Genomic DNA, 24577 nt, shown 5'->3' on the forward strand with positions numbered 1-24577 from the left:
GGAGCCAGGTATGCACAGCACCCACGCCGTCCTCAACCGCACCGTCCGATCCAAGGACGCAGACCTCTCGGCCTGCGTTTGGCCAGAAGACGCGATGCATTTCATTCCAGACTGGGTCTACACCAATGAAGCGGTGTATGGCAAAGAAATGGAACTCATCTTCCGGGGTCGCACCTGGAACTACGTCGCCCTGGAGGCAGAGATCCCCAACTCCGGTGATTACAAGCGCTCTTACGTTGGAGACACCCCGGTCGTCGTCTCGCGCGCAGAGGACGGCTCGATCAACGTGTTCGAAAACCGGTGCGCACACCGAGGCGCAGAGTTCTGCCGTCACGGCCAGGGCAATGTCAAAGAATTTGTCTGTCCCTACCACCAATGGTCTTACGACCTGAAGGGCAACCTGCAGGGCGTACCGTTCAAACGCGGCGTCAACAAGACCGGCGGCATGCCCAAGGACTTCAAGAACGAAGAGCATGGCCTCAAAAAATTGTTCGTGACCACCCATCGCGGCGTGGTTTTCGCTTCCTATTCGGCGGACGTGGAGCCTATCGAGGAGTACCTCGGTCCGGAGATGCTGAAGGACTTCGACGTCGTCTTCAACGGCAGGAAACTGAAGATTCTGGGTTATTACAAAAACGAGTTGCCATGCAACTGGAAGATGTACCACGAGAACCTGAAGGACCCATATCACGCGACGCTGCTGCACTCCTTTCTGGTGGTTTTTGGCCTGCTCGTTGCGGGCAACAAGTCGGCCATGATTGCCGACAGCAAACACTGCCGCCACGGAACCATGGCTTCGGCCAAGTCCGAAGACAAATATGCCGTGGTCAGCAGCGAGAACAAGAAGGAGATGCGCTCCTTCCACGAAGGCATGCACCTGCGCGACGACCGCTTTCTCGAATTCGTGAAGGAGTTCGATTCCGAGTGGTCGGTGACCATGCAAACCGTTTGGCCCAACCTGGTGGTTCAGCGTGAAATGAACACGCTGGGCGTTCGCCAGATTGTTCCCAACGGCCCCAACAGCATGTTGATGCAATGGACCATGTTCGGCTACGAAGACGACACCGAGGAGATGACACAGCACCGCCTGCGCCAGGGCAATCTGATGGGCCCGGCCGGTTTTCTCGGCCTTGAGGACAACGAGGCCATGAAGTTTGTGCAGGAAGGTGTGCGCCGCTCCAGCAGCAACACCAACGTCATCAAGCTGGACGCCGACCGCGTCGGCACCTCCGAAACACTCATTTCCGAGGCATGTATCCGCGGGATGTACCAGTACTACCGCCAAGTGATGGGATTCTGACCATGATCGAGCAAACATCCATTCTTTTTCGTCCACGCAAGATTTCGCGGGAACGCTCCGCCGTGCTGGCACGTGAGGTCGAGGCCTTCAACGCCGAGTACTGTGCGGTTCTGGACGCCGGCCTGGTCGAACAGTGGCCTGATTTTTTCACCGAGGACGGGATTTACCGCATCACGGCGCGCGAGAACGCCGAGCTCAACATGCCCGTTGGCCTGGTCTACGCACATGGGCGGAACATGATGATCGATAGAGCCATCGCGATTTCGCGCACCCAGATGTTCGCCCCTCGCTACAACCTCCACCTGGTCAGCAACACGCGGGTGACCGACGAGACGGAAGACGGCAGCATCGAGGCGCAGGCCAACTTTGTGCTGCTGCAAACCCTGGTCGAAGGCCCCAGCACCATTCACATGGCTGGCACCTTTTATGACCATCTGGTGCGCAAGGAAGGCGGCCTGCTGCTCAAGGAGCGTCAGGCCATCTACGACACCACGATCATTGCCAACGACCTGGTCTACCCCTTGTGATCTATCCTGCCCAGCCCATCAGATGCCGCGCAGGATCGTGCGGCTGTACTGGTTGTTGGCCTCGACGAGGCGGCGCATGAGGTCCAGGAGGATGGCCTTTTCCGCCGGCCGCAGCGGCTCAAGCAGACGCTCCTGGGCGCGCGTCATATCACCATGCAATTCCGCAACACGGGCTTGACCCTGGGCCGTCAGCTGCACATGACGCGTACGGCGGTCGTGGGGGTTGGGCCGGCGCTCCAGCAGCCCACGCTCCTCGAGCCGCTTGACCACATCGGCGGTGGTGGTGCGATCGAGCCCCACCTCCTGACCCAGCGCCGTCTGATCCAAACCAGGCAGCGCCGCCACGGCGCTCATCAAGCCGTACTGCACCGGCGTGATGTTCGTCGACTTGAACTCCTCCATAAACATGGCGACGTGGATCTGGTGGAGTCGGCGGATCAAAAAGCCCGGTCGCGCAAAAAGCGCCTCCTTGGCTGGATCGATGTCCTTTTCAGGTTTGGCAATCACCACAGGCCCTCCAATATGTTAGTACCCTGACGATTATATCGAGGGAGGCATGCCAAGGCGACCTATTTTTCATTGATAAATATCAAGCAGAAGTCAATTTCATAGCCAATAACTTACGTAGTCCATACATACTTTCTTCGTAATTTTCAGGAGTTTTCATGAGCAGAATCAAAAAAATCGCCTTTGAAGAACATTTCATGGCACCCGGCTTTGAACAGTATTCAAAAGCGTTTCTGCAGTTCATCGATCCCGCCACCGCCGCCGATCTGGGGCGTCGATTGGCGGACATCGACACACTGCGGCTGGAAGAAATGGACAAGGCGGGCATTGCACTGACCATTCTTTCCCAGACGGGACCAGGCGTACAGGGTGAGGCGGACACCGCCACAGCCATCCGGGGTGCAAGGGAGAACAACGACTACTTGGCGTCACGCATTGCCAAACATCCGACCCGTTTTGGAGGTTTTGCTTCCTTGCCCATGCAGGCCCCCCAACAAGCCGCCAAGGAGCTGGAACGCGCAGTGGTCGAGTTGGGCTTCAAGGGCGCACTGGTCAACGGCCACAGCCAAGGCCGTTATTACGATGACCCGGCCTATGACGTGGTCTGGGAACGCCTGCAGGCACTCGACGTCCCGCTGTATCTACATCCGATCGACTTCCCGCAAGTGCCGCAGACACTCGCGGGATTTCCCGTGATCCAGGGCGCGGCATGGGGTTGGGGGGTCGAAACCGGCTCCCACGCCCTGCGCCTTCTGTTCTCCGGCGTCTTCGATCGTTTTCCCAAGCTAAAACTGATCATTGGCCACATGGGCGAAGGCCTGCCCTTCCAACGCTGGCGCTTCGACAGCCGCTTCTCCGCCTACCCCTTCGGCGTGAAGCTCCAGCGCAAGCCGTCGGAATACATCGGCAGCAACATCCTCATCACCACCTCAGGCGTTTGCTCCGAGGCCGCACTGAAAGGTGCTATCGCCGAGATGGGTGCCGAAGCGGTGCTGTTCTCGGTGGACTATCCCTACGAATCCACAGCGATCGCGGCCGACTTCATCGAACAGTCCGACCTCGACGAGACCACGCGCGCATTGGTTTGCCACGGCAATGCCGAGCGGATTTTCAAACTCACGCCCAACTAAGCCCGACACACAAAAGGAGCAACTCAAATGAACCGCAACTACCGCATTGGCCAGATTGTGCCCAGCTCGAACACCACCATGGAAACGGAGATCCCGGCCATGTTGCGCCTGCGCGAGCAGATCCGGCCCGAGCGTTTCACCTTCCATTCCAGCCGCATGCGCATGAAAACCGTGCAAAAGGATGAGCTGGCCGCCATGGACGGCGAATCCGACCGCTGCGCCCTTGAGCTCAGCGATGCACGCGTCGACGTGTTGGGTTATGCCTGCCTGGTGGCCATCATGGCCATGGGCCATGGCTACCACCGCCGCTCGCAAGAGCGACTGACGGCGCATACGGAGAAGAACGACGGCAAGGCACCTGTCATCACCAGCGCCGGCGCGCTGGTCGACGGCCTGAAAGTCCTGGGGGCGAAACGTGTCGCCCTGGTGGCGCCCTACATGCTGCCCCTGACCGAACTCGTGGTGGACTACATCCGCAACGAAGGCTTCGAGGTCTCGGACTGGACGGCGCTGCAAATTCCAGACAACCTCGAAGTGGGTCGCCACGATCCCTCACGCCTGCCGGCCATCGTGCAAAAGCTCAAGACCGACGACGTTGACGTGATCGTGCTGTCCGCTTGCGTGCAGATGCCCTCGCTCCCGGTGATCGCCCAGGTCGAGGCAATGACGGGCAAGCCAGTCATCACCGCCGCCGTCGCCACCACCTACGCGATGCTAAAGGCGCTTGGGCTCGAGCCCATCGTCCCCGGCGCGGGTGCCCTGCTCTCCGGCGCTTACTGAGAACCGCAGTCCATGCCAAATACCTCCCACTTCCTCTATGGCGCCAACGTGCGCGCCAACGGCATTCGTCAGCACTACTTGCGTTATGGTGGCCAAGGGCCGACTGTGGTCATCGTGCCGGGCATCACCAGCCCGGCCGTGACCTGGGGCTTTGTCGCCGAACGCTTTGGCCGGCACTTCGACACCTACGTGCTTGACGTGCGTGGGCGCGGCCTTTCGGAAGCCTCCGACTCGCTGGACTACGGCCTGGACGCCTGCGCGGCCGATGTGGCGGCGTTTGCAGAAGCCCTCGGCTTGGGCGCCTACCAGCTTGTCGGCCATTCCATGGGCGCACGCATCGGCATCCGCCTGGCCCGCCAACATCCGCAAGGGCTGGAAAAGCTGGTCCTCATCGACCCGCCGGTCTCCGGTCCGGGCCGCCGCCGTTACCCCTCGCAACTGCCTTGGTACATCGATTCGATCCGCCTCGCACAGCGCGGCATCACGATAGCGCAGATGCGCCAGTTTTGCCCGACCTGGACCGAAGAGCAGCTTCGCTTGCGCGCCGAATGGCTTCAGACTTGCGACGAACGCGCCATCGTCACGACATTTGACGGTTTCCACCAGGATGACATTCATGCCGATGTCCCTCATATCAAGGTGCCTGCGCTGCTGATGGTGGCCGGTCGCGGCGGCGTGATTCAAGCGGAGGACCAAAAGGAGCTTGAGCAGTTGTTGCCCGGGCTGCAGCTCGCCCACGTGCCGAATGCCGGTCACATGATTCCCTGGGACGATGAAGAAGGCTTTTATGCGGCTTTCGGCAACTTCCTTGGGCACGCCCTGACGCCGGCCAACGCAGCCTGAGCCCTTTCACTATCTCTCCAACCCCAAGGAGTACACATGCCCGTCAGCAACTACCAATTGGTCAGCGCCTGGAAGCAGGTCTTGACCCTCTCCAAGCTAGAGCCCGGCCAGACCGTGACCATTCTGACCGGAGCCTCTACGCATCCACAGACCCTGGCATGCGCCTTGATCGCCACCCAGGAGATGGGCGCGATTGTCAACCGGCTGGACCTGCCGCCTGTCAATGGCGAGAAGGCCCACAGCCGCGACAGCCTGGCTTATCTCGGCACCACACCTCTCACAGGCAACCCCGCCGCCATCGCGGCACTGACGGCCAGCGACCTGGTGCTCGATTTGATGACGCTGCTGTTCTCCCCCGAGCAGCACGCCATCCTGTCGACCGGCACCAAGATCCTGCTGGCCGTAGAGCCGCCCGAAGTACTGGCGCGCCTGGTACCCACCGAGGCGGACCGGACGCGTGTGAAAGCGGCAGCAACCCGCATCGACAAAGCCAGGGAAATGCACATCGTCTCCGCCGCGGGCACAGACCTGCGCTGCAAGCTGGGTGAATTTCCCGTGATCAGCGAGTACGGTTTCGTGGATGAACCTGGCCGCTGGGATCACTGGCCCAGTGGTTTTGCCCTGACCTTCCCGGACGAGAGCGGAAGCAACGGCACCATCGTGATCGACAAAGGGGATATCCTGCTTCCGCAAAAAAGGTATTGCAGTGAACGCATTGTCCTGACCGTGGAGAACGGCTACGCCACCAAGATAGAAGGCGGCATCGATGCCGAGTTGTTGAACGATTACATGGCCGCCTTTAACGATCCGGAGTCTTTTGCGATCTCCCACATTGGCTGGGGTCTGCAATCACGCGCGCGCTGGTCCACGCTGGGCCTGTACGACCGCGAGGCCACGATTGGCATGGACGCGCGCGCCTTCGAAGGCAATTTCCTGTTCTCGCTGGGGCCTAACAACGAGGCTGGCGGTCACCGCACCACCACTTGTCACATTGATATTCCCCTGCGCAAGTGCACCGTTCGCCTCGACGGCGAAGACGTTGTACGCGAAGGCAAGGTTTTGGACCAATGAAAGGCGTTTTAACTATGCACGTCGACCTCCCCACCTACGCGAAACAGGGCTTTGGCGCGGAACTCCCGCTGCAAGCGCCCTACGGCCTGCTGATCGTCGATTTCGTCAATGGTTTTGCCGACCCTGAGATTTTTGGGGGCGGCAACATTCCCACGGCCATCGCCAACACGGTGCCGTTGTTGCAGGCCGCACGCGAGCGCGGCTGGGCCATTGCCCACAGCCGCATCGTCTACGCGGACGACGGCGCCGACCACAACATCTTCTCCCTGAAGGTACCTGCCATGTTGACCTTGAAGGAGCAGGAACACCGCAGCGCCATCGTGCCCGAACTGACACCGGCCGCCGGTGAACTGGTCGTGCGCAAGACGGTTCCCTCCGCCTTCTTCGGTACACCGCTCACGCAGTGGCTGACCCAGCGGGGGGTGCAGACGCTGGTGGTGGCGGGCGCGGTGACAAGCGGTTGTGTGCGCGCCAGCGTGGTGGACGCGATGTCCTGGGGTTTCCGCCCTGTCGTCCTCAGCGACTGTGTGGGCGACAGGGCCATCGCACCGCACGATGCGAGTATCTTCGACATGGGACAAAAGTACGCCGCCGTGATGACGCGTGACGAGGCGCTGAAAAAATGTCAGCCGACGGGATCACGCGTCGCCTGAACAAAGGTCCGAAATACTCAAACTCAAATCGAAGAATCTCTTCGCGCTGCTTGGCCCTCGGGGTCACACCGAGAGGGAGGCAAGCGGCGACTATCACCCCCAGCCCCATCCACCGCGTCACGACACGCATTTTTTTCTTCAATCCATTGCCCATGGGAATTCAAGGCCGCGATCAGGCCACCAACCCGGTATGGATAGTCTGGAAAAAATTCAATGTTTGGCGCGCTTGAACAGGCGGCAGATCGGCCCGGCGTACACAATGAACGGCTTGGTCTTGAGCCAGGGGTGATTCCGCGAATCAACTCAGCACTAAGCCTTGCGAACCAAGGCCCATTTGACCCAACAACTGCCGCGGAAGGCTACGAGCGTGGGACCATTTCCAGGCGAAAGCTATCATTTTCTGATTGGCGACATGTTCGATTACCGATAGTTGGCGCAAATCAACTTTGCGAATATCCGCTTTGTCCAAAGAAGACATTGCCTTCCAAGGGCGCTTGCCGATCTCAGTACTCCTCGTGATGCTCGAGGTTTTTCGAATCCTGCGTGTGCGACCGTGGCATGCTCTGCGAACGCTTTGCTTTTAGCGTACGGAGCAACAACTGAAGGGGATGCATCAAACGCAGATCATCAACAATTTCCGCTTGGCATCTGCAGGAGAAACCTGTCGCAACCGTTCTGCCTTCGTGGCTAGCGTTGGCGAGGATGGGCCCCCAACTAAGGCCGTAGATTTTCTCCGATGTGGCCCTGTTCGCCAGGTCGTGTCCGTACAGACCCGCCATACCGCAGCAGCCACTTTCGAGTATCTTCAAATCAACGCCCAGCCGACGCGCGACTTTGATCCAATCTGAAGTAGCGACGGGGGCGTTTGTCCGCTCGGTGCAGTGTGGCAAAAGCGACCACGCCGAACCGTCCTCCAGCGGTATCGGATCCAGTTCATCGATCCGCATGGCCAGCCACTCTTGCGGCAACAGAATTTGGGGAACCGCCTCCATCCCCAGCGCCTTGACATACTCCGACCGGTAGGCCAGGGTCATGGAGGGATCCACGCCAACCAAGGACACGCCCGTTTCTGCGAGCGCTCTCAACATATCCGCATTGGAGCTTGCTGTCCGCCGGAACCTGTCGAGCATACCGAGCACGTGTTGCGGCTTGCCATTAGGGCGAAACGGTGCGAGCCATGGCATGAATCCCAGGTGTCTAAGCAGTTCGACAAAGTCGAGCAACACTTCAGCGTCGTAATGCGTGGTGAACGCGTCCTGCACCACCAAAACACTCTTACTGCGCTCGGCGGGCGTCAATTTCGCAAGCGCTCCCGGCGTCGCTGTCCGCACACCCCATTGATCCAACTGCTCCCGGATGGCGACGGTCCCAAGCTCCGGCAGCTCGACAAACCCTAGTCGGCGCGCCACGAAGTGGCCGAACTGACTATGGGTGAAGGCATTGACGAGTCTCGGCGCTTTCGCGGCCAGCGGCAAGCAGGCTTCCAGACTCGCGACAAGGTGATCTTTAAAGGGGCGCATGAAGCGGCCGTAGTAGGTATTCAGAAAACGCGACCGAAAAGCGGGAACGTCCACCTTGACGGGGCACTGGCCCACACAGGACTTGCACGCCAAGCATCCGTCCATCGCCTCTTTTACCTCATGAGAGAAGTCGGAAGCACCGCGGCGGGCTTTCCAGGTATTGAGCGCACGGGATGGCAGGTCCAGCCAGCCGCGAGACAAGGCCGCAACGGGATCCACATTTTTTGCTGCCAGCAGCCGCAGCCACTCGCGCATCAAAGACGCCCGACCTTTTGGGGAATGCTTCCGGTCGCGAGTTGCCTTCCATGATGGACACATCGCATCATCGGGGTCGTAGTTGAAACATGCCGCGTTGCCGTTGCAATGCAGCGCGTCCTCGTTCGAACGCCATACGCTGATCGGTATCTGTCTGTCAGCTTGTCCTCTCGTCGGAACCTGGTCCAGGCGCGTGAGTTCGTGGCCCGGCGGGGAGGCGATTTTTCCCGGGTTGAGTTGGTTGTGCGGATCGAAAGCCGCCTTGACCTCCTGCATACGCGGGTAAAGCCGGCCAAAGAAGGCCGGCGCGTATTCGGACCTAAAACCTTTGCCGTGTTCTCCCCAAAGTACGCCCCGGTACTTGCGCGTCAACTCGAACACTTCATCGGAGATCTCCCGCACAAGCCGCTCCTGTGCCGGATCTTTCATGTCCAGTGCCGGGCGGACATGGAGACATCCGGCGTCGACATGGCCGAACATACCGTAGACCAGTCCGCGGCGATCCAGTGCCGCGCGAAACTCCTGGATGTAGTCTGCCAGGTGCTCGGGCGGAACGACGGTGTCCTCCACAAACGGCATGGGACGTTGCTCGCCCTGCATACTGCCCAGAAGGCCCACCGATTTCTTGCGCATAGACCAGATCGCTGCGGCGGCTTCGGCACCTCGCGCGACCGTATAGCCTCTTCGACCGGCGCCCCCAACGGCAAGCTCCGACTCGACGCGTGCCAGTTGCTCTTGGATCGACGTTTCATCCGCGGCGACGAACTCGACGATGTTGACACCCTCGGCCGGCCCTTCGGGATCGTCAGGAAAAAAGGCACACACCTTGAGCCAGACGGCGTCCTGCCGCGCCAGCCTGAGGACGGTTGCATCGATCGTTTCGCTTGATGCCGCCTGCAGCTTCATCAAAGTACCCGCATCCCGAAGCGCGGCATCGAACGAGGCGTAACGGATGTTCAGCAAGGCGGTGAAACGCGGCACCGGCGTGAGTTTGACTTTTGCCTCGGTCACGAATGCCAACGTGCCTTCCGCACCACAGATCACGGCGCCGAGGTCGAAGCGGCCATGACAATCGCAAAGATGTGCGAGGTCGTAGCCCGTGACACATCGATTCAGCTTTGGGAAAGTTTCGGCGATCAGTTCAGCGTCGTCCTGGCGGATGCGGTCAAGCACACGCAGCACGCGACCGACCCGGTCGTTGCGGCCTTTGGCGCTTTCAAGTTCAGTTGGCGTCAGCGGCCTGGACTGCCATTGCGTACCATCCATGAACACCGCGTTCAGCGCCATCACGTGGTCCCGTGTCTTGCCATAGAGCACCGATCCTTGCCCCGAAGCATCGGTCGCAATCATGCCGCCAATCGTCGCGCGATTGGACGGTGACAGTTCCGGCGCGAAAAATAACCCGCTGGCCGCCACGGCCGCATTCAACTGGTCCTTCACAACGCCCGCCTGCACCCGCGCCCAGCCTTCTTCGAGATTGATTTCGAGAATGGCATTCATATACCGCGACAGATCCACGGACAGGCCGTCGGTGAGCGACTGGCCGTTCGTGCCGGTGCCGCCGCCGCGCGGCGTGAATTTCAGGGAGGTGAAGCGTGGATCACTGGCGAGTTTGGCGATACGAACGACGTCCGTCTCATCGCGCGGGAAGAGAATCGCTTGTGGCGCAAGCTGGTAGATGGAGTTGTCCGTCGCGAACACGGTGCGGTCGGCGTGGGTCTGTTCGATGTCACCCCCAAAACCACGAAGCCTGAGCTCCGCAAGGTACGCCAGAGTGAGCGAAGGCGGCAGGTCGCCAGCGTGCAGGGCAGGAATCAACGGTGATCTCCATCCGGATGGGCAGCGCTGAATTCCATGCGCTGGCGCTTGAACCGGTGCGAGGCGACGCGCAGGTGCAGGTGCATGACCTGCCTGGCGAGCTCCGGGTCGCCCGCGCGGATGGCAGCGGCAAGGTCACGGTGGTGCTGAAGGCTCTGCAACTTGTCCTGCCGGGTGCTGATGAAATGCGAACGAATCACGATCGGCATGTCGATGAGGCCTGCCAGCATAGCGCGCAGGCGAGGCGAGCCGCTTGCCTCCAGGATCGCGTGATGAAACTGGGAATTGATCTCCTGCAGGCGTTCGGTTGGACCTCCGTCCCCAGCCGCGATCGCTTTATCCATCTGCTCGTTCAGGTCATCAAGGCGATCCGCAAGCGGGAGGCCGCCTCGACGTGCCGCGAGACCAGCGCCATGCGACTCCAGCAGGCCGCGCAAGTCGAAGGTTTCCTCGATGTCCAAGTCGGTCCATTCCGCCGCGCGAACACCACGGTTCGGGTCGGCAGTCGCGAGCCCGTCATCGACCAGACGCTTGAGGGCTGCCCGGATCGGGGTCCGGCTAATTTCCAGCTCGCGCGCGAGGTGCTCCTCCTTGAGCTGCGCCCCTGGCGCATAGGTGCCTCCTATCACGCGCTGCTTCAGGATTTCGTAGGCATTGTCAGCGGCAGCAGCCATGTTTGTTCCTATTTTGTTCTTTTATAAAGCGCTGAGAGCAGGATTCACCTTAATAGGTGTATACCCTTCATCGATTAAGACGACTATATTGTTTTTTTATTGTACATTGCAGGGGCCTTACCCCTTAACCACTTCTATCAATACTTCCTATGGTCGGTCTTCAAATTCTCAAGCGCAGGCGCCAAGTGTCGGCGAAACTCGTGGCAGCTTTCAATGGTCTTCCCGTTGCCAACATCAGCGACTGCATGACGCGTATGACGGCGGCAGGTCCCCGACTGCGCCCCATGCACAAGGGCGGCTACCTGGCTGGGCCGGCAATCACGGTGAAGTGCCGGCCGGGTGACAACCTCATGATCCACAAGGCGCTCACGCTCGCCCAGCCAGGCGACGTGATCGTGGTCGATGCAGGGGGTGACCTGACGAATTCCCTTTTCGGCGAGATCATGGTCGCCACATCGGTCCGCATCGGCCTGGCCGGCATCGTTCTGAACGGTGCTGTGCGCGATTGCGAGGAGATCCGCCGCGGCGATTTCCCTCTTTACGCAGCGGGCGTGACGCATCGCGGTCCGTACAAGGACGGCCCAGGTGAGATCAATGTCCCCATCGCCATTGATGGCATGGTCATCCAGCCGGGTGACCTGATCGTCGGTGACGCGGATGGCCTTCTGTGCGTTCCCTACGACGATGTCGAAGAAGTCCTCGCCGCCACCCACAAGAAGATGGAACTCGAAAAGAAGATGCTGGCAGATATCGCGGCTGGCACGCTGGACACCACGTGGATCGATGCAACGTTGACCCGCCTGGGTTGCAACACGGAACCACGCTGAATGACGACCGCCGACAAAAGAGTGGTCCGAACGGACCTGTGGATCGCTCCCACTTTTGACGCGCGTTTGGCGCGCGAGACGGATGTCTCGCTGCGCGTGTTTCCGGTGCGTGGCAACCCGACCGCGGCCTGGGACGCGCTAGCCAGCGCGCATGTGTACCACGTCTCGGCGGCGAAGGACGAACTCCCCAGGGAGTGGTTCGCACAAGCCGATCTCATTGCGCGCAGCCCGAAGCTGCTGTGCGTCTCATCCAGCGGCGCCGGTTATGACACGGTCGACGTTGCGGCCTGCACTGCCGCCGGCGTCGCCGTGGTGAATCAGGCAGGTGGCAATGCCGCTTCCGTTGCGGAGCACACGCTAGGCCTCATGCTTGGCGTTTCGCGCAGGATGCTGGAAGGAGACCGCCGCATGCGCCGGGAAATCGGCTACGCGCGTGAAGACGTGATGGGTCATGAGATTCGCGGTAAAACCGTCGGTCTCGTCGGCATGGGTCACATCGGCACGCGCGTCGCGGCGCTCTGCGCGGCGTTCGGCCTCGAGGTGATCGCAACAGACCCCCTTCTATCCGCAGAGGAAATTGGGCGCCGCGGCGCTAGTGCGGTGTCCTTCCAGGCATTGCTCTCGCAGTCTGACTTTGTGTCGCTGCACTGCCCCCGAGACGCCAGCACGGTCAAACTGATGAATGCAGACACCTTTGCACAGATGAAGAAGGGTTCCATTTTCATCACCACGGCGCGGGGCGGCATTCATGACGAGGTCGCGCTGGTGCAGGCGCTGCAGTCAGGACATTTGGCGGGGGCAGGCATCGACGTATGGGATCGGGAGCCGCCACCGCTCGACCACCCGCTGCTGGCGATGGACAACGTGTTCGCCACCTTTCATACGGCTGGCGTAACGCATGAGGCCAGGGGCAACATCGCCGCCATTTCGGCAGAACAGATCGTCGGCGTGTTGTCCGGCGGTCGCCCGCCACGCCTGATCAACCCCGAAGTCTGGCCAGATTTCGAGCGGCGCCGCGCACAGATTCTCGGCTAGTTCAAAAACCAACTTTCAAAAAGAGACAAGCACCATGAAATCTATCTCCAACTTGCTGCGTCGACTGCTTCCGACGCTCACCCTGTGCGCGGCTGCCGTCATGCCAGCCATCTCTCAGGCGGCGTACCCCGAACAACCTATCAAGATGATCGTGTCGTACGCCCCGGGGGGGGCAGCGACGTCATCGCGAGACTGGTCGCGCAACACATGGCCAAGCATCTTGGCAACAACGCCAGCATCGTGGTCGTGAACCGGCCGGGCGCAGGCGGCGGCATCGGTTTCGGCGAGCTCACGCGCGCTCCGGCGGACGGCTACACGATCGGCATGATCAACACGCCAAATGTTTTGACGATTCCGATCGAACGAAAGTCGAACTTCCACTGGCAGGACTATGACCTGCTGGGGAACGTGGTCGACGATCCAGACAACATCTCGGTGCGCGCTGACAGCGAATTCAAGACGCTCAAGGACCTTGTCACGTACGCCAAGGCGCATCCTGGGGAGGTGTCTTACGGCACAACCGGGGTCGGCTCGGACGACCATCTTGCGGCCTTGCAGCTCGAAAAGGCGGCCGGGATCAAGATGAACCATGTGCCTTTCAAAGGTGCCGCCGAGGTCCTCAATGCCACGGTGGGCAAACAGATCACGATCGCAGTCATGAACATCGGCGAGGCGCTGGCCGCTGTGAAGGGCGGCAACCAGCTTCGCCAGCTCGGCCAAATGAGCGCGAAGCGGAGCACCGTGGCTCCGGACGTGCCGACGTTCCGCGAACAGGGGTACGACATCATCATGGCGTCCCTACGCGGCTTCGCAGCGCCCAAAGGCTTGCCCGCACAGATCCGTGAGCAGCTCGCCTCCGCACTGAAGAAGACCGCCGCGGACCCGGAATTTCAAGCTAAAGCTGCGAGTTACTTCGCTCCTCTGCGCTATCTTGAACCTCAAGCCTACTCAGCAGAACTGAAAGACACCGAGGCCAGCTTCAAGCAACTGTGGCAAGTGATGCCTTGGGGGGAAAAGTAAGCCGGGTATGCAGCGCGAAACTTCAGCAAGCGGCATGGGCCTGCCGGACCACGTCGCTGCAACAATCAGCTTCGGCAAACCGATCGTCCTTCCGGCACGGTTGGGCCATGTTCTTTCCCTGGACGACTTTGAAGTTGCAGCACGCCGGCATCTGCCGGCCCCTGTCTTTGCGTATGTCTGTGGCGGCGTGGAACGCAACCAGTCGCTCCAGGCAAACGCCAGAGCTTTCGAGAGATTCGAGTTCGTGACGCGCGTTTTGGTGAATACCTCAGCGCGTTCGACTGAAACCAGCCTGTTCGGCGAAACCTGGTCCGCACCCTTCGGCATCGCGCCTATGGGGCTTTGCGCCTTGTCCGCCTACCACGGCGACCTCGCGCTGGCCAACGCGGCGGCGCGGGAGAACGTGCCTATGATCATGAGTGGCTCTTCGCTCATCCCGCTTGAGAAAATCGTACAGACGAACCCACGGGCCTGGTTCCAGGCTTACCTGCCCGGCTCGGAGCCCGAGATCGTCGCGCTGATCGATCGCGTCAAGGCTGCTGGTTACGGCACATTGGTGGTCACGCTTGATGCGTCCATCGCATCCAATCGGGAGAACAACATCCGCGCCGGTTTCTCAACGCCACTGCGGCCCAGCGCACGACTGGCGTGGCAAGGGCTGACACATCCGCGCTGGCTCTTCGGGACGTTTCTCAAAACCCTGGTGAAGCACGGCATGCCGCATTTTGAGAATAACTACGCCCGGCGCGGTGCGCCCATCCTCTCCGCCAATGTGCTGCGTGACTTTTCGGATCGTGGGCATCTGGGCTGGGAACACATCCGCCTGATCCGACAGATGTGGCCAGGCAAACTGGTGCTCAAGGGAATCCTGGATGTCCGGGACGCCCGTCTAGCGGTGGAAAATGGCGCCGACGGCATCATCGTCTCCAACCATGGCGGCCGACAGCTCGATAGCACCGTTTCACCGATGCGTGTGTTGCCCGGCATCGTCAAGGCGTGCCCGGAGATTCCAGTGATGATTGACAGCGGCTTTCGGCGCGGCACCGACGTGCTCAAAGCATTGGCCCTTGGCGCCCGATTCGTCTTTGTCGGCCGGCCCTTCAATTACGCGGCGGCTGTCGGTGGCGAGCAAGGCGTCTGCAAGGGCATCTCGTTGCTCCGGGAAGAAATCTCGCGTGACATGGCGATGCTGGGAGTGACGCTCACAAGCACCGTAGGAGAAGACTTGCTCTATGAGAGCCCAGACTGGCACGGGCTATCGGCTGCTCACTAGCTCAAACCTGAACACACCGGTCCAAAGCATTGGGCCCACGGCCAACGGAGTCACACGCTGAGCGGACTCGCCTCAAACACCGGATTCAGGCCACCCTCCGCTCGTTTGCCCATCGCCGCCTCCAGCACCTCAGAGCTCAAGTCCAGCGTATGGGTGTATAAACAGAACCCCCCGGTCCTGCGCCCATTTTTGTAAGTCGTGCGCAGGTCCCGGTCACCCCAAACCAGTCAGGCGCCTCAGAGCGCCGCAACACCAAGGAATTTCAAGCATGGGCGCGCAGTGGAAAGCAAAAGGCAAGGAACTGGCCGCAAATGCCAAGGGCAAGGTATTTGGCAAACTGGCCAAGGAAATCATGGTTGCGGCGCGCAGCGGGGCCGATCCGGCCTTGAATGCACGCCTGCGGCTGGTGGTGGAGCAGGCCCGCAAGGTCTCCATGCCCAAGGACACCCTGGAGCGCGCCATCAAGAAAGGCGCGGGCCTCACGGGTGAGGCCGTGCATTTTGAACATGTGATTTACGAAGGTTTCGCGCCGCACCGTGTGCCAGTCATGGTCGAATGCCTGACCGACAACCTGAACCGCACCGCACCTGAAATGCGTGTCTTGTTCCGCAAGGGGCAACTGGGCACCTCCGGCTCGGTGTCCTGGGATTTTGACCATGTGGGCATGATTGAAGCCGAACCGGCCGTCCCCGGCGCCGATCCCGAGCTGGCAGCCATTGAAGCCGGCGCGCAGGACTTTGAACCGGGCGAGGAAGACGGCACCACCATGTTTCTGACCGATGCGGCCGACCTGGACCTGGTCAGCCGCGCCTTGCCGGCCCAGGGTTTTAGCGTCTTGTCCGCCAAGCTGGGTTACAAGGCCAAAAACCCGATTGATCCGGCCAGCCTGAGCGCCGCGGAGCTGGAAGAAGTGGAGGCTTTTCTGGCCGCCATCGATGCCAATGACGATGTGCAGAACATTTTTGCGGGTCTGGCGGGTTAAGTCGACGACCCCTGAATTCAAAGCAGGCCACACGGCCTGTTTGGCCATCTGATTCCGGCCAGCGCCAAATCATGGAAAATCTAGCCCTGTTTGATACCGACTCGCGTTAATTGAAAAAAAGATAGCCATGAACGAAGCCACCCAACGCCCTCCCCTGCCCGACCACCTGTCGATTGACCCGCGCAGCCCCCATCACGTTGCCGCCGTGTTTGAACACGACATTGGCATTCGTTTCAACGACAAGGAGCGTTCGGACGTCGAGGAATATTGCGTCAGCGAAGGCTGGGTCAAAGTGCCCGCCGGCAAGGCGCTGGACCGCAAGGGCCACCCGCTGCTGATCAAGATCAAGGGCAAGGTCGAGGCGTTTTACAAATAAATAAACGGCTTGTTGCCGTTTATTTATAAAATTCAAGCAAAAAAGGCCTGTAGCCCAAGCAGCGCGGGCGCAAGCAGCTATTAAAAGAAGAGCATCCCGACCAACCGAAGGTCAATGGTCGGCGACAGTCGCGCCAGCAATCGCATGGCGCGCGAGCGAAGCGGCGACAAAACCGCCGCGTTTCATGCGGGTGACAAAATCATCCAGAAAGGCGGCCGCTGCAGCGCTGCGCGCCCGCGGCATGGCCATCGCCTGGTTGATCACCATGAAGCGCTCGCCCAGCAGGCGCACGCCGCCGACACGGCGGGCGTCCGCTTCCAGCCCCTGCTTGACACCGGACGCCACGTCCAGGCCGTCCTTGAGCATGGCATCGACCACGGCCTCCGAGGTCGGCACCTGCACCAGTGTGGCGTGCTGGATGTGCCGCTGCAGGTACAGGCCGTAGGCACTGCCGGCGCCCATCACGATGCGTATGCCGGCGCGGTCCACGTCCGCATTGGTCTGGATAGTCGAGCCTTCGGGAACGAGGTAGTAGCCCTCGATCTGCACATAAGCCGGCGTGAAATGTGTGGTTGCTGCACGCAACGGATCAATCGCCATGAAGCCGATGTCGGCCTCGCCGCTGGCCAGCGCAGCGACCGATTTGGCGGCGGTGTCGAACTGCAGAAAATCCACCGCCACGCCCAGTTCACGCGCGAATTCACGCGCCAGGTCGATGGTGACGCCAGCAGGTTTTTCCGGGGCCGTGTGGCTGTGCGCGAGCACCGGGTTGCCCATGTTCAGCGACGCGCGCAGCCTGCCCGCAGGTGCGAACTCTTTGGCCAGATCAGTCATCGAGAAAACCTCCCTTGTAGAAACTCCACGCGGTGCCGTCGTGCAGATAAAAATAGCCGTCGGCGCAGTCGTCCTTGCCCGGAAAAAACTCCCGGTGCGCCTTGGGCACAAGACGCTCAAGCTGCGCGTCGGAGAGTTCGTCGAATTCCTCGGGGGTGATGGGTTGGCCGACCCTAAGTTTGCGTTCCATGGCGTGATCTTAGTGGAACAGCACGCCCTCAGTGGCCCATCAGCGCGCGCACATGCGCAGCCGTGCCGCTGGCCAGGCCCGCCATGCTGTAGCCCCCTTCCAGGACGGACACCACACGGCCACCGGCGCTTTCATCGGCCACCTTCATCAGCTCGCGGGTGATCCAGTGGTAATCATCGTCGGTGAACTGCAGTCCGCCCAGCGGGTCCAGCTGATGCGCATCAAAGCCCGCGGAGATGATCAGCAGCCCGGGCGCGAACTTGCGCAGGGCCGGCAGCAACTGCTCTGTCATGGCGGCGCGGAAGGCGGCTGAACCCGTGCCCCGCGGAAAGGGCACATTGACGATGTTGCCGGCCACGCCGGTTTCATGGCGTGCGCCGGTGCCGGGATAAAACTGCGACTGGTGACAGGAGCCATAGAACAGGTCGGGATCGTCGTAAAACGAATTCTGCGTGCCGTTGCCGTGGTGCACATCGAAGTCCACCACCGCCACACGCTGGATGCCGTGTTTCTCGCGCGCATGCAGCGCGGCAATGGCCGCCTGGTTGAACACGCAAAAACCCATGGCCTGGTCCGCCTCCGCGTGGTGGCCGCAAGGGCGTGTGGCGCAAAAAACATTGCTCGCCTGTTTGGACAGCACATCGTCGACACCGGCACAGGCCGCGCCCACACAACGCATCACCGCCTCCAGCGAGCCCGGCGACAGAATGGTGTCACCGGCATCCAGCGCGCGATAGCCTTCGGCCGGCGACGCCGCCCGCACTTTTTCCACGTAGTCAGGCGTGTGCACATGCAGCACCTGCTCGAAAGAGCCCAGCGGCGCATCGCGCCAGACCGCGCCCGCAAATTCCGGTGTTTTCAATGCCTGCAGCACGGCTTCGAGACGCTCGGGCGACTCTGGGTGCTGCGGTCCGGGCTTGTGGTTGAAGCAGGCTGGGTGGGTGTAGATCAGGGTGGTCATGGTGATCGCAATCTGTGGATGCCCATGATAGCCAAGCTGCCGCCTGCGCGAGAAGGCAGCTTGCTTCAGCCCGCCAAGCCGCCATTCCATCCGGGGGATTCATTCAGCGGTCTGCAGACAAGCCAAGTTAGACGCCTTAGCAAGAAAACCCGCTTTTGCCTGGACAAGAGCGGGTTTTCAGTTTTCTCATGCATCAAACAGGCCATCAGCCCACATGCGGCGGTCGCAAGCAGCTATCAGAACGATAGCGCCTGCGTCGCTTTTCTACTTAGTGCACGACGCGGTCGAACTTGAACACGCCGGGCTCCAGCACCGGATCGACGTCGACCGGGATCACACTCTTGGGCGGGAAATGCCCCTCCAGCAGCAGCTTGGACAATGGGTTTTCAATCCGCTGCTGAATCGCCCGTTTCAGCGGTCGCGCGCCATACACCGGGTCGAAACCGACCTTGGCCAACTCGCCAATCGCCGCTTCCGACACCTCCATCGCCAGGTCCATCTTCTGCAGGCGCTCAATCAGCACCTTGAGCTGGATGCGCGCGATGGACTCGATGTTTTTCGCGTCGAGCGCATGGAACACCACAATCTCGTCGATGCGGTTCAAAAACTCCGGGCGGAAGTAGTTCTTCAGCTCGTCCGTTACCGCGTCCTTGATGTCTTCCGCGTCGGCGCCGACCATGGACTGGATGATGGGTGAACCGATGTTGCTGGTCATCACAATCACCGTGTTTTTGAAGTCCACGGTGCGGCCCTGGCCGTCGGTCAGGCGACCATCGTCCAGCACCTGCAGCAACACGTTGAACACGTCCGGGTGGGCTTTTTCAACCTCGTCCAGCAGCAACACGCTGTAAGGCTTGCGGCGCACGGCTTCGGTCAGGTAACCGCCCTCCTCGTAACCCACATAACCCGGGGGCGCACCAATCAGGCGAGCCACCGAATGTTTTTCCATGAACTCGCTCATGTCGATGCGAACCAGGTGCTCCTCGCTGTCGAACAGGAATCCTGCCAGCGCCTTGCAAAGCTCGGTCTTACCGACCCCCGTGGGGCCCAGGAACAAAAAGCTGCCGGTCGGCCGGTCCGGATCAGAAAGGCCCGAGCGTGAACGGCGGATGGCGTTGGCAACCGCGCCTATGGCTTCGTCCTGGCCGACCACCCGTTCGTGTAACTTGTCCTCCATCTGCAGCAGCTTGTCACGTTCGCCCTGCATCATCTTGGCCACGGGAATGCCCGTGGCGCGGCTCACCACTTCGGCGATTTCTTCGGCACCAACCTGGGTGCGCAGCAAGGTGGGCGCGCTGGTGTCGCCTTTTTTGTCTTCGGTGTCCTGCGCTTCTTTCAGGCGTTTTTCCAGCTCGGGCAGCTTGCCGTATTGCAGCTCGGCGACCTTGTTGAAATCGCCCTTGCGCTTGAGTTCCTCGATCTGGAAACGTGTCTTGTCGATCTCTTCCATCACATCCTTGGAGCCCAGTGCGCGCGCTTTCTCCGCCTGCCAGATTTCGTCCAGGTCAGAAATTTCTTTCTGCAGCTTGACAATTTCTTCCTCGATCAGGTCGAAGCGTTTTTGCGAGGCTTCGTCTTTTTCGCGGCGCACGGCTTCGCGCTCGATCTGCAGCTGGATCAGCCGGCGGTCGAGTTTGTCCATGACCTCGGGCTTGGAGTCCATCTCGATCTTGATCTTGGCCGCGGCCTCGTCGATCAGGTCAATCGCCTTGTCGGGCAAAAAACGGTCGGTGATGTAGCGGTGCGACAACTCGGCCGCGGCGACGATGGCCGGGTCGGTGATCTGCACGCCGTGGTGGGCTTCGTATTTTTCCTGCAGGCCACGCAGGATGGCAATCGTCGCTTCGACGGTCGGCTCGCCGACCAGGATTTTCTGGAAGCGGCGCTCCAGCGCAGCGTCTTTTTCAATGTATTTGCGGTATTCGTCCAGGGTGGTCGCGCCCACACAATGCAGCTCGCCACGCGCCAGCGCGGGCTTGAGCATGTTGCCGGCGTCCATCGCGCCTTCGGCCTTGCCGGCGCCCACCATGGTGTGCAACTCATCGATAAACACAATGGTCTGGCCTTCGTCCTTGGCGAGTTCTTTCAGCACGGTTTTCAGGCGTTCTTCAAACTCGCCGCGGAACTTGGCGCCGGCCAGCAGGGCCGCCATGTCCAGGCTCAGCACCCGTTTGCCTTTGAGCGACTCCGGCACTTCGCCGGCCACGATGCGCTGGGCCAGGCCTTCGACAATCGCGGTTTTACCGACGCCGGGCTCGCCTATCAACACCGGGTTGTTTTTGGTGCGGCGCTGCAGCACCTGGATGGCGCGGCGAATTTCATCGTCGCGGCCAATCACCGGGTCCAGCTTGCCCTTGCGCGCGAGTTCGGTCATGTCCACGCAGTATTTTTTGAGGGCTTCGCGCTGGCCTTCGGCCTCGGGGCTGTCCACGCCCTGGCCGCCGCGCACGGCATCAATCGCCGCCTCCAGCGCCTTGCGGGTCAGGCCGGCCTCTTTGGCGATGCGGCCGGCATCGCTTTTGCTATCGGCCACGGCCAGCAAAAACAGCTCGCCGGCGATGAACTGGTCACCGCGTTTGATGGCTTCTTTTTCAGTCGCCTGCAACAGTTTGCCGAGCTCGGGGCCGACCTGGATCTGGTCCTGGCCTTGCACCGAAGGCAGCTTTTTGATGGCCGTCTCGGCGGCGGTCTGCAGGGCCGCGACATTGACACCGGCGCGCTGCAACAGCGCTTTCGGGCCGTCGTCCTGGCCCAGCATGGCGGCCAGCAGGTGAACCGGCTCGATATACGCGTTGTCATTGCCCAGCGCCAGCGACTGGGCATCGCTGAGCGCTTCCTGAAATTTAGTCGTGAGTTTGTCCTGGCGCATGAGGCGTCCTCCAAAATTGATTGTTATGGATCTGAGGCTAAAGCCAAGCTTTTTCAATACCCCTGACGGCCATCAGGTCTGGAAACCGCTCGTTATCCGCCGCCTCGCCTGCCGGCCGCGGTCTAGAATCTTCTGTATGAACATACACCAGCTTTCCATCATCTACGTGGTGGAAGAAGACCGTTTGTTGATGCGGATCAATGGCAAGGACGGCGGCGGCGAGTTGCGCGCCTGGCTGACGCGGCGCCTGGCGCTGGCCCTGCTGCCCGTGCTGAACCACACCACCGTCGAGCAGATGAAAAAGCTGGCCGGCCCGACCACACCCCCGGCCAGCCTGGACGAGCAGCGCAGCCAGTTGCTGTCGGCGTTCCAGACCGAAGCCTCCTTACGCGGCGGGGATTTTGAAACCCCTTACCAAGAGCCCACCCCACAAGCCGGTGGTGTGAGCACGGGCCCGGCGCCGCTGCTGCTGACCGAAGCCAAACTCACACTCATGGGCAATGGCGAATTGCGCCTGCAGGTGTTTGAAAAAATCCCGGGCCAGGAGGCTGTACGCAACTTCCAGCTCATGATGGAGGCGCCGCTCAGCCATGGCTTGCTGCAACTGCTGCACCAGGGCCTGAATGCGGCGCGCTGGCTGGATGCGCCAGCCGCGCCGGCCACGCCCGAACCGGCCGCCAGCCCCGCGGATGCGGCCGAGCTGCTGGCGACGGACCTGACCAAACCCAAGTACCTGAACTGATTTTTACCCGGCCTTGGGCGCGTCCAGAGAAAAGCCGGCAACTTGTTTGTAGTGTTCTGAAATCTCGCGCAGTTCCTGCTGGCTGATCAACTCGTCGATGCTGCCAAACGGTTGGCCGCCGCTCAACTCGTCCACCTTGATGTTGATGAAATCGGGCGGTACCGAGCGATTCGTCAGCACAATCTGTGTGGTTGGCCCCAGGCGCAGTTTTTCGTAAGCCAGCAGCGCGGCACGCGCATCGGCACCGGTGCCGGCATGCTGGGCCAGTTGTTCGGCCAAGGTGCGGCCGTCAATGATGGCCTGGGCCGAGCCGTTGGAGCCGCGCGGGTACATCGGGTGCGCGGCATCACCGAGCAGGGTCACGCGGCCAAAGGTCCATTGCGGCACCGGGTCTTTGTCGACCATGGGGTACTCGAGGATTTGCTCGGCATTGGCGATCAGCGCCGGCACGTCCAGCCAGGGGAAACGCCAGTCCTGAAAGATGTCCAGGAAATCCTTGTGGTCGCCACGCTTGTTCCAGTCGTTCATCACCGCCTGGTCGCGCTGGATTTCGGCCACCCAGTTGATCAACTGGTGGCCTTGGTCATCGAGCTGGTCCACGATGGGGTAAATCACCATCTTGCCGGTGGCGATGGAGCCGATACGCATGTAACTTTTGCCGGTCAATATCGGTTTGTGCCGCGTCACGCCGCGCCAGGTGTTGATGCCGGCAAACGCGAGCTGTTCGTCCGGGTAAAACTGGTGGCGCACGGTGGAGTTGATACCGTCGCAGGCAATCACCACGTCGGCCCGCACCGAGGGCAAAACCGCGCCGCTGGACGTCTGTATGAAATGCACGCTGGCGCCGCTCTCGTCCTGCTCCACGCCGGTGCAGCGGTGGTCGGTGTGGATCACACCCGGCCCCAGGCGCGCCAGCGCCGCTTCATAAAGCAGCCGGTGCAACTTGCCGCGCGGAATACCGAGTTCGGGCAAGGCGTAACCGGCGTGGCGGCCGCGCGGCTCTTTATAAATGAACTGGCCGAAGCGGTTGAAAAACACGCTTTCCTCGTTTTCAATGCCGACGGCTTCCAGCTGGTCCTGCAGGCCCAGCGCCGCCAACTCGCGCATGGCGTGTGGCAACAAGGTGATGCCTACGCCCAGTTCCTGGATCTGCGGCACGGTTTCAAAAACCTCGCAAGCCAGGCCGCGCTGATGCAGCGCCAAGGCCAGGCTCAGGCCGCCTATGCCGCCGCCAACAATAACAATCTTCATGGTGTTTTCTCGGGTAAACCGTTTTTATGGAGGCAAACTGGCCTCCAGCCCTTATAGAACGGACGCAATAAGCTACATTTTTTATAGCAACTCAGGCACGCCAACAGGTCAGTCGGCAGAGATGCCTTGGGCCTTGATGAGCTGGGCCCAGCGTTTGGCATCTTTTTCGACCAGGCTTTTGAACTCGCCCGGCGTGCTGCTGCTGGGGTCCATGCCCTGGGTCTGGAAGGCTTTTTTGACATCGTCACTCAGCAAGATGTCCTTGATCTCGCGGTTCAGCAGCGCCACCAGCTCGGGCGCCGTGCCGGGCGGCGCGAAGATGCCGTACCACATGTCCACGTTGACATTGCCGGCCTTGGCCTCGGCCAGCGTAGGCACCTCGGGCAGCAGCGGGTGGCGCTTGTCGCTGCCAATGCCCAGCGCCAGCAGCTTGCCGGCTTTCACATGCGGCAAAGCCACGTGGATGGGCAAAAACATGGTGTCGATCTGGCCGCCCAGCAGGTCGGTGACCGCCGGGCCGGTGCCGCGGTAAGGAATGTGCGTGACAAACACCCCCGCCGTGGCCTTGAACAGCTCCATGGACAGGTGATGCGGCGTACCGACCCCGGGCGATCCGTAATTGATGCGGCCGGGCGACTGGCGGGCCGCCGCCACCAGCTCGGTCGCACTTTTAAAGCCGGTCTTGGGGTTGGCCACCAGAATCAGCTGGCCCCAGCTGGTCAGCGACACCGGCGTCAGGTCTTTCACCGGGTCAAACGGCAGTTGCGGATACAGGCTGGCGTTCATCACCAGGGTGTTGACGGTGACCAGCAAGGTCGCACCGTTGGGCGCGGCACGCACCACGGCTTCGGTGCCGATGTTGCCGGAGGCACCGGCGCGGTTGTCCACCAGCACCGGCCGCCCCAGGCGTTCGGACAACTTGGGGCCAATCGTGCGGGCAATCAGATCAATGCCGGTGCCCGGTGTGAACGGCACGACCAGGCGGATAGGCGTCTGCGGCAGCGCCGCCGCCGTTGGCGTTGTTGTCTGCGCCAGCAGGCCGGCGCTGGCGGCCGTGGCGGCCAGCAACACCCCCAGGTGAAGGGCAAGACGGCGGGCGGGAAGGGAGGTATGCTTCATGATCTGCCTCTTTGTTTGCA

At 61.1% G+C, this 24577-nt stretch carries 23 protein-coding genes; 14 read left to right on the plus strand and 9 right to left on the minus strand.

What is annotated here, in order from left to right; all coding sequences use genetic code 11:
- Window positions 1-10: 10 nt before the first annotated feature.
- Both ACHMXK_RS14970 and ACHMXK_RS14975 read left to right on the plus strand, forming a co-directional pair.
- A complete protein-coding gene (locus ACHMXK_RS14970; RefSeq protein WP_397441343.1) occupies window positions 11-1300 on the plus strand; it encodes an aromatic ring-hydroxylating dioxygenase subunit alpha in 1290 nt (429 codons plus the stop codon).
- 2 nt (window positions 1301-1302) lie between these two features.
- On the plus strand, window positions 1303-1827 hold the full coding sequence (locus ACHMXK_RS14975; RefSeq protein WP_397441344.1) for an aromatic-ring-hydroxylating dioxygenase subunit beta: 525 nt from the start codon (window positions 1303-1305) through the stop codon (window positions 1825-1827).
- A gap of 18 nt (window positions 1828-1845) precedes the next feature.
- Here ACHMXK_RS14975 and ACHMXK_RS14980 read toward each other — a convergent pair whose 3' ends face one another.
- Window positions 1846-2334, minus strand: coding sequence for a MarR family winged helix-turn-helix transcriptional regulator (locus ACHMXK_RS14980; protein ID WP_397441345.1), 489 nt, complete (start codon window positions 2332-2334; stop codon window positions 1846-1848).
- Between the two features lie 158 nt (window positions 2335-2492).
- Between ACHMXK_RS14980 and ACHMXK_RS14985 the strand changes: the two genes are divergently transcribed.
- From ACHMXK_RS14985 to ACHMXK_RS15005, 5 genes are read left to right on the plus strand one after another with little or no spacing between them, the layout of a single operon-like run.
- On the plus strand, window positions 2493-3464 hold the full coding sequence (locus ACHMXK_RS14985; RefSeq protein WP_397441346.1) for an amidohydrolase family protein: 972 nt from the start codon (window positions 2493-2495) through the stop codon (window positions 3462-3464).
- 27 nt (window positions 3465-3491) lie between these two features.
- Window positions 3492-4244 carry an Asp/Glu racemase gene (locus tag ACHMXK_RS14990; protein WP_397441347.1) on the plus strand — a complete coding sequence of 251 codons (753 nt, stop codon included), beginning with the start codon at window positions 3492-3494 and terminating at the stop codon, window positions 4242-4244.
- A gap of 12 nt (window positions 4245-4256) precedes the next feature.
- Entirely contained in the window at window positions 4257-5087 is an 831-nt protein-coding gene (locus ACHMXK_RS14995; protein WP_397441348.1) for an alpha/beta fold hydrolase, read from the plus strand.
- Window positions 5088-5123: 36 nt separating this feature from the next.
- Entirely contained in the window at window positions 5124-6158 is a 1035-nt protein-coding gene (locus tag ACHMXK_RS15000; protein ID WP_397441349.1) for a 2,5-dihydroxypyridine 5,6-dioxygenase, read from the plus strand.
- 14 nt (window positions 6159-6172) lie between these two features.
- Window positions 6173-6811, plus strand: a complete 639-nt coding sequence (locus ACHMXK_RS15005) for an N-carbamoylsarcosine amidohydrolase (RefSeq protein ID WP_397441350.1) — start codon at window positions 6173-6175, stop codon at window positions 6809-6811.
- A gap of 503 nt (window positions 6812-7314) precedes the next feature.
- On the opposite strand, the gene ACHMXK_RS15010 is transcribed toward ACHMXK_RS15005, so the two are convergent.
- Both ACHMXK_RS15010 and ACHMXK_RS15015 read right to left on the minus strand, forming a co-directional pair.
- Window positions 7315-10404 (minus strand): FAD-binding and (Fe-S)-binding domain-containing protein, encoded by a 3090-nt coding sequence (locus ACHMXK_RS15010; RefSeq protein WP_397441351.1) that lies wholly within the window; start codon window positions 10402-10404, stop codon window positions 7315-7317.
- Window positions 10401-11078, minus strand: coding sequence for a GntR family transcriptional regulator (locus tag ACHMXK_RS15015; RefSeq protein WP_397441352.1), 678 nt, complete (start codon window positions 11076-11078; stop codon window positions 10401-10403). Before ACHMXK_RS15015 ends, ACHMXK_RS15010 begins: the two co-directional genes overlap by 4 nt.
- 149 nt (window positions 11079-11227) lie before the next feature.
- Here ACHMXK_RS15015 and ACHMXK_RS15020 point away from each other — a divergent pair, with 149 nt between their 5' ends.
- From ACHMXK_RS15020 to ACHMXK_RS15045, 6 genes are all read left to right on the plus strand, one after another.
- A complete protein-coding gene (locus tag ACHMXK_RS15020; RefSeq protein ID WP_397441353.1) occupies window positions 11228-11905 on the plus strand; it encodes an RraA family protein in 678 nt (225 codons plus the stop codon).
- The gene (locus ACHMXK_RS15025) at window positions 11906-12940 is read left to right on the plus strand and encodes a hydroxyacid dehydrogenase (protein WP_397441354.1); all 1035 of its coding nucleotides are present in this window, start codon (window positions 11906-11908) and stop codon (window positions 12938-12940) included. It abuts the gene before it with no gap.
- Between the two features lie 207 nt (window positions 12941-13147).
- Entirely contained in the window at window positions 13148-13960 is an 813-nt protein-coding gene (locus ACHMXK_RS15030) for a tripartite tricarboxylate transporter substrate binding protein (protein ID WP_397441355.1), read from the plus strand.
- A gap of 34 nt (window positions 13961-13994) precedes the next feature.
- Window positions 13995-15233: an alpha-hydroxy acid oxidase gene (locus ACHMXK_RS15035; RefSeq protein ID WP_397442534.1), complete on the plus strand. Its 1239-nt coding sequence runs from the start codon at window positions 13995-13997 to the stop codon at window positions 15231-15233.
- A gap of 268 nt (window positions 15234-15501) precedes the next feature.
- A complete protein-coding gene (locus ACHMXK_RS15040) occupies window positions 15502-16215 on the plus strand; it encodes a YebC/PmpR family DNA-binding transcriptional regulator (protein ID WP_397441356.1) in 714 nt (237 codons plus the stop codon).
- A 127-nt stretch (window positions 16216-16342) separates the two neighbouring features.
- Complete coding sequence (locus tag ACHMXK_RS15045; RefSeq protein WP_397441357.1) at window positions 16343-16591, plus strand: DUF3297 family protein; 249 nt, start codon at window positions 16343-16345, stop codon at window positions 16589-16591.
- A gap of 111 nt (window positions 16592-16702) precedes the next feature.
- Here ACHMXK_RS15045 and ACHMXK_RS15050 read toward each other — a convergent pair whose 3' ends face one another.
- The 4 genes from ACHMXK_RS15050 to clpB form a co-directional block, all read right to left on the minus strand.
- Window positions 16703-17425 (minus strand): transporter substrate-binding domain-containing protein, encoded by a 723-nt coding sequence (locus ACHMXK_RS15050; protein ID WP_397441358.1) that lies wholly within the window; start codon window positions 17423-17425, stop codon window positions 16703-16705.
- Window positions 17418-17615, minus strand: a complete 198-nt coding sequence (locus tag ACHMXK_RS15055; protein ID WP_397441359.1) for a hypothetical protein — start codon at window positions 17613-17615, stop codon at window positions 17418-17420. Before ACHMXK_RS15055 ends, ACHMXK_RS15050 begins: the two co-directional genes overlap by 8 nt.
- A gap of 28 nt (window positions 17616-17643) precedes the next feature.
- The gene (locus tag ACHMXK_RS15060) at window positions 17644-18576 is read right to left on the minus strand and encodes a histone deacetylase family protein (protein ID WP_397441360.1); all 933 of its coding nucleotides are present in this window, start codon (window positions 18574-18576) and stop codon (window positions 17644-17646) included.
- Window positions 18577-18844: 268 nt separating this feature from the next.
- Entirely contained in the window at window positions 18845-21445 is a 2601-nt protein-coding gene (clpB, locus tag ACHMXK_RS15065; RefSeq protein WP_397441361.1) for an ATP-dependent chaperone ClpB, read from the minus strand.
- A 136-nt stretch (window positions 21446-21581) separates the two neighbouring features.
- Here clpB and ACHMXK_RS15070 point away from each other — a divergent pair, with 136 nt between their 5' ends.
- On the plus strand, window positions 21582-22187 hold the full coding sequence (locus ACHMXK_RS15070) for a hypothetical protein (protein WP_397441362.1): 606 nt from the start codon (window positions 21582-21584) through the stop codon (window positions 22185-22187).
- Between the two features lie 3 nt (window positions 22188-22190).
- Here ACHMXK_RS15070 and ACHMXK_RS15075 read toward each other — a convergent pair whose 3' ends face one another.
- Both ACHMXK_RS15075 and ACHMXK_RS15080 read right to left on the minus strand, forming a co-directional pair.
- A complete protein-coding gene (locus ACHMXK_RS15075) occupies window positions 22191-23438 on the minus strand; it encodes a flavin-dependent oxidoreductase (protein ID WP_397441363.1) in 1248 nt (415 codons plus the stop codon).
- 108 nt (window positions 23439-23546) lie between these two features.
- Window positions 23547-24557, minus strand: coding sequence for a tripartite tricarboxylate transporter substrate binding protein (locus ACHMXK_RS15080; RefSeq protein WP_397441364.1), 1011 nt, complete (start codon window positions 24555-24557; stop codon window positions 23547-23549).
- Window positions 24558-24577 lie beyond the last annotated feature (20 nt).

Source organism: Polaromonas sp. UC242_47, assembly GCF_044452385.1.
Taxonomy (GTDB): Bacteria; Pseudomonadota; Gammaproteobacteria; order Burkholderiales; family Burkholderiaceae_C; genus Polaromonas.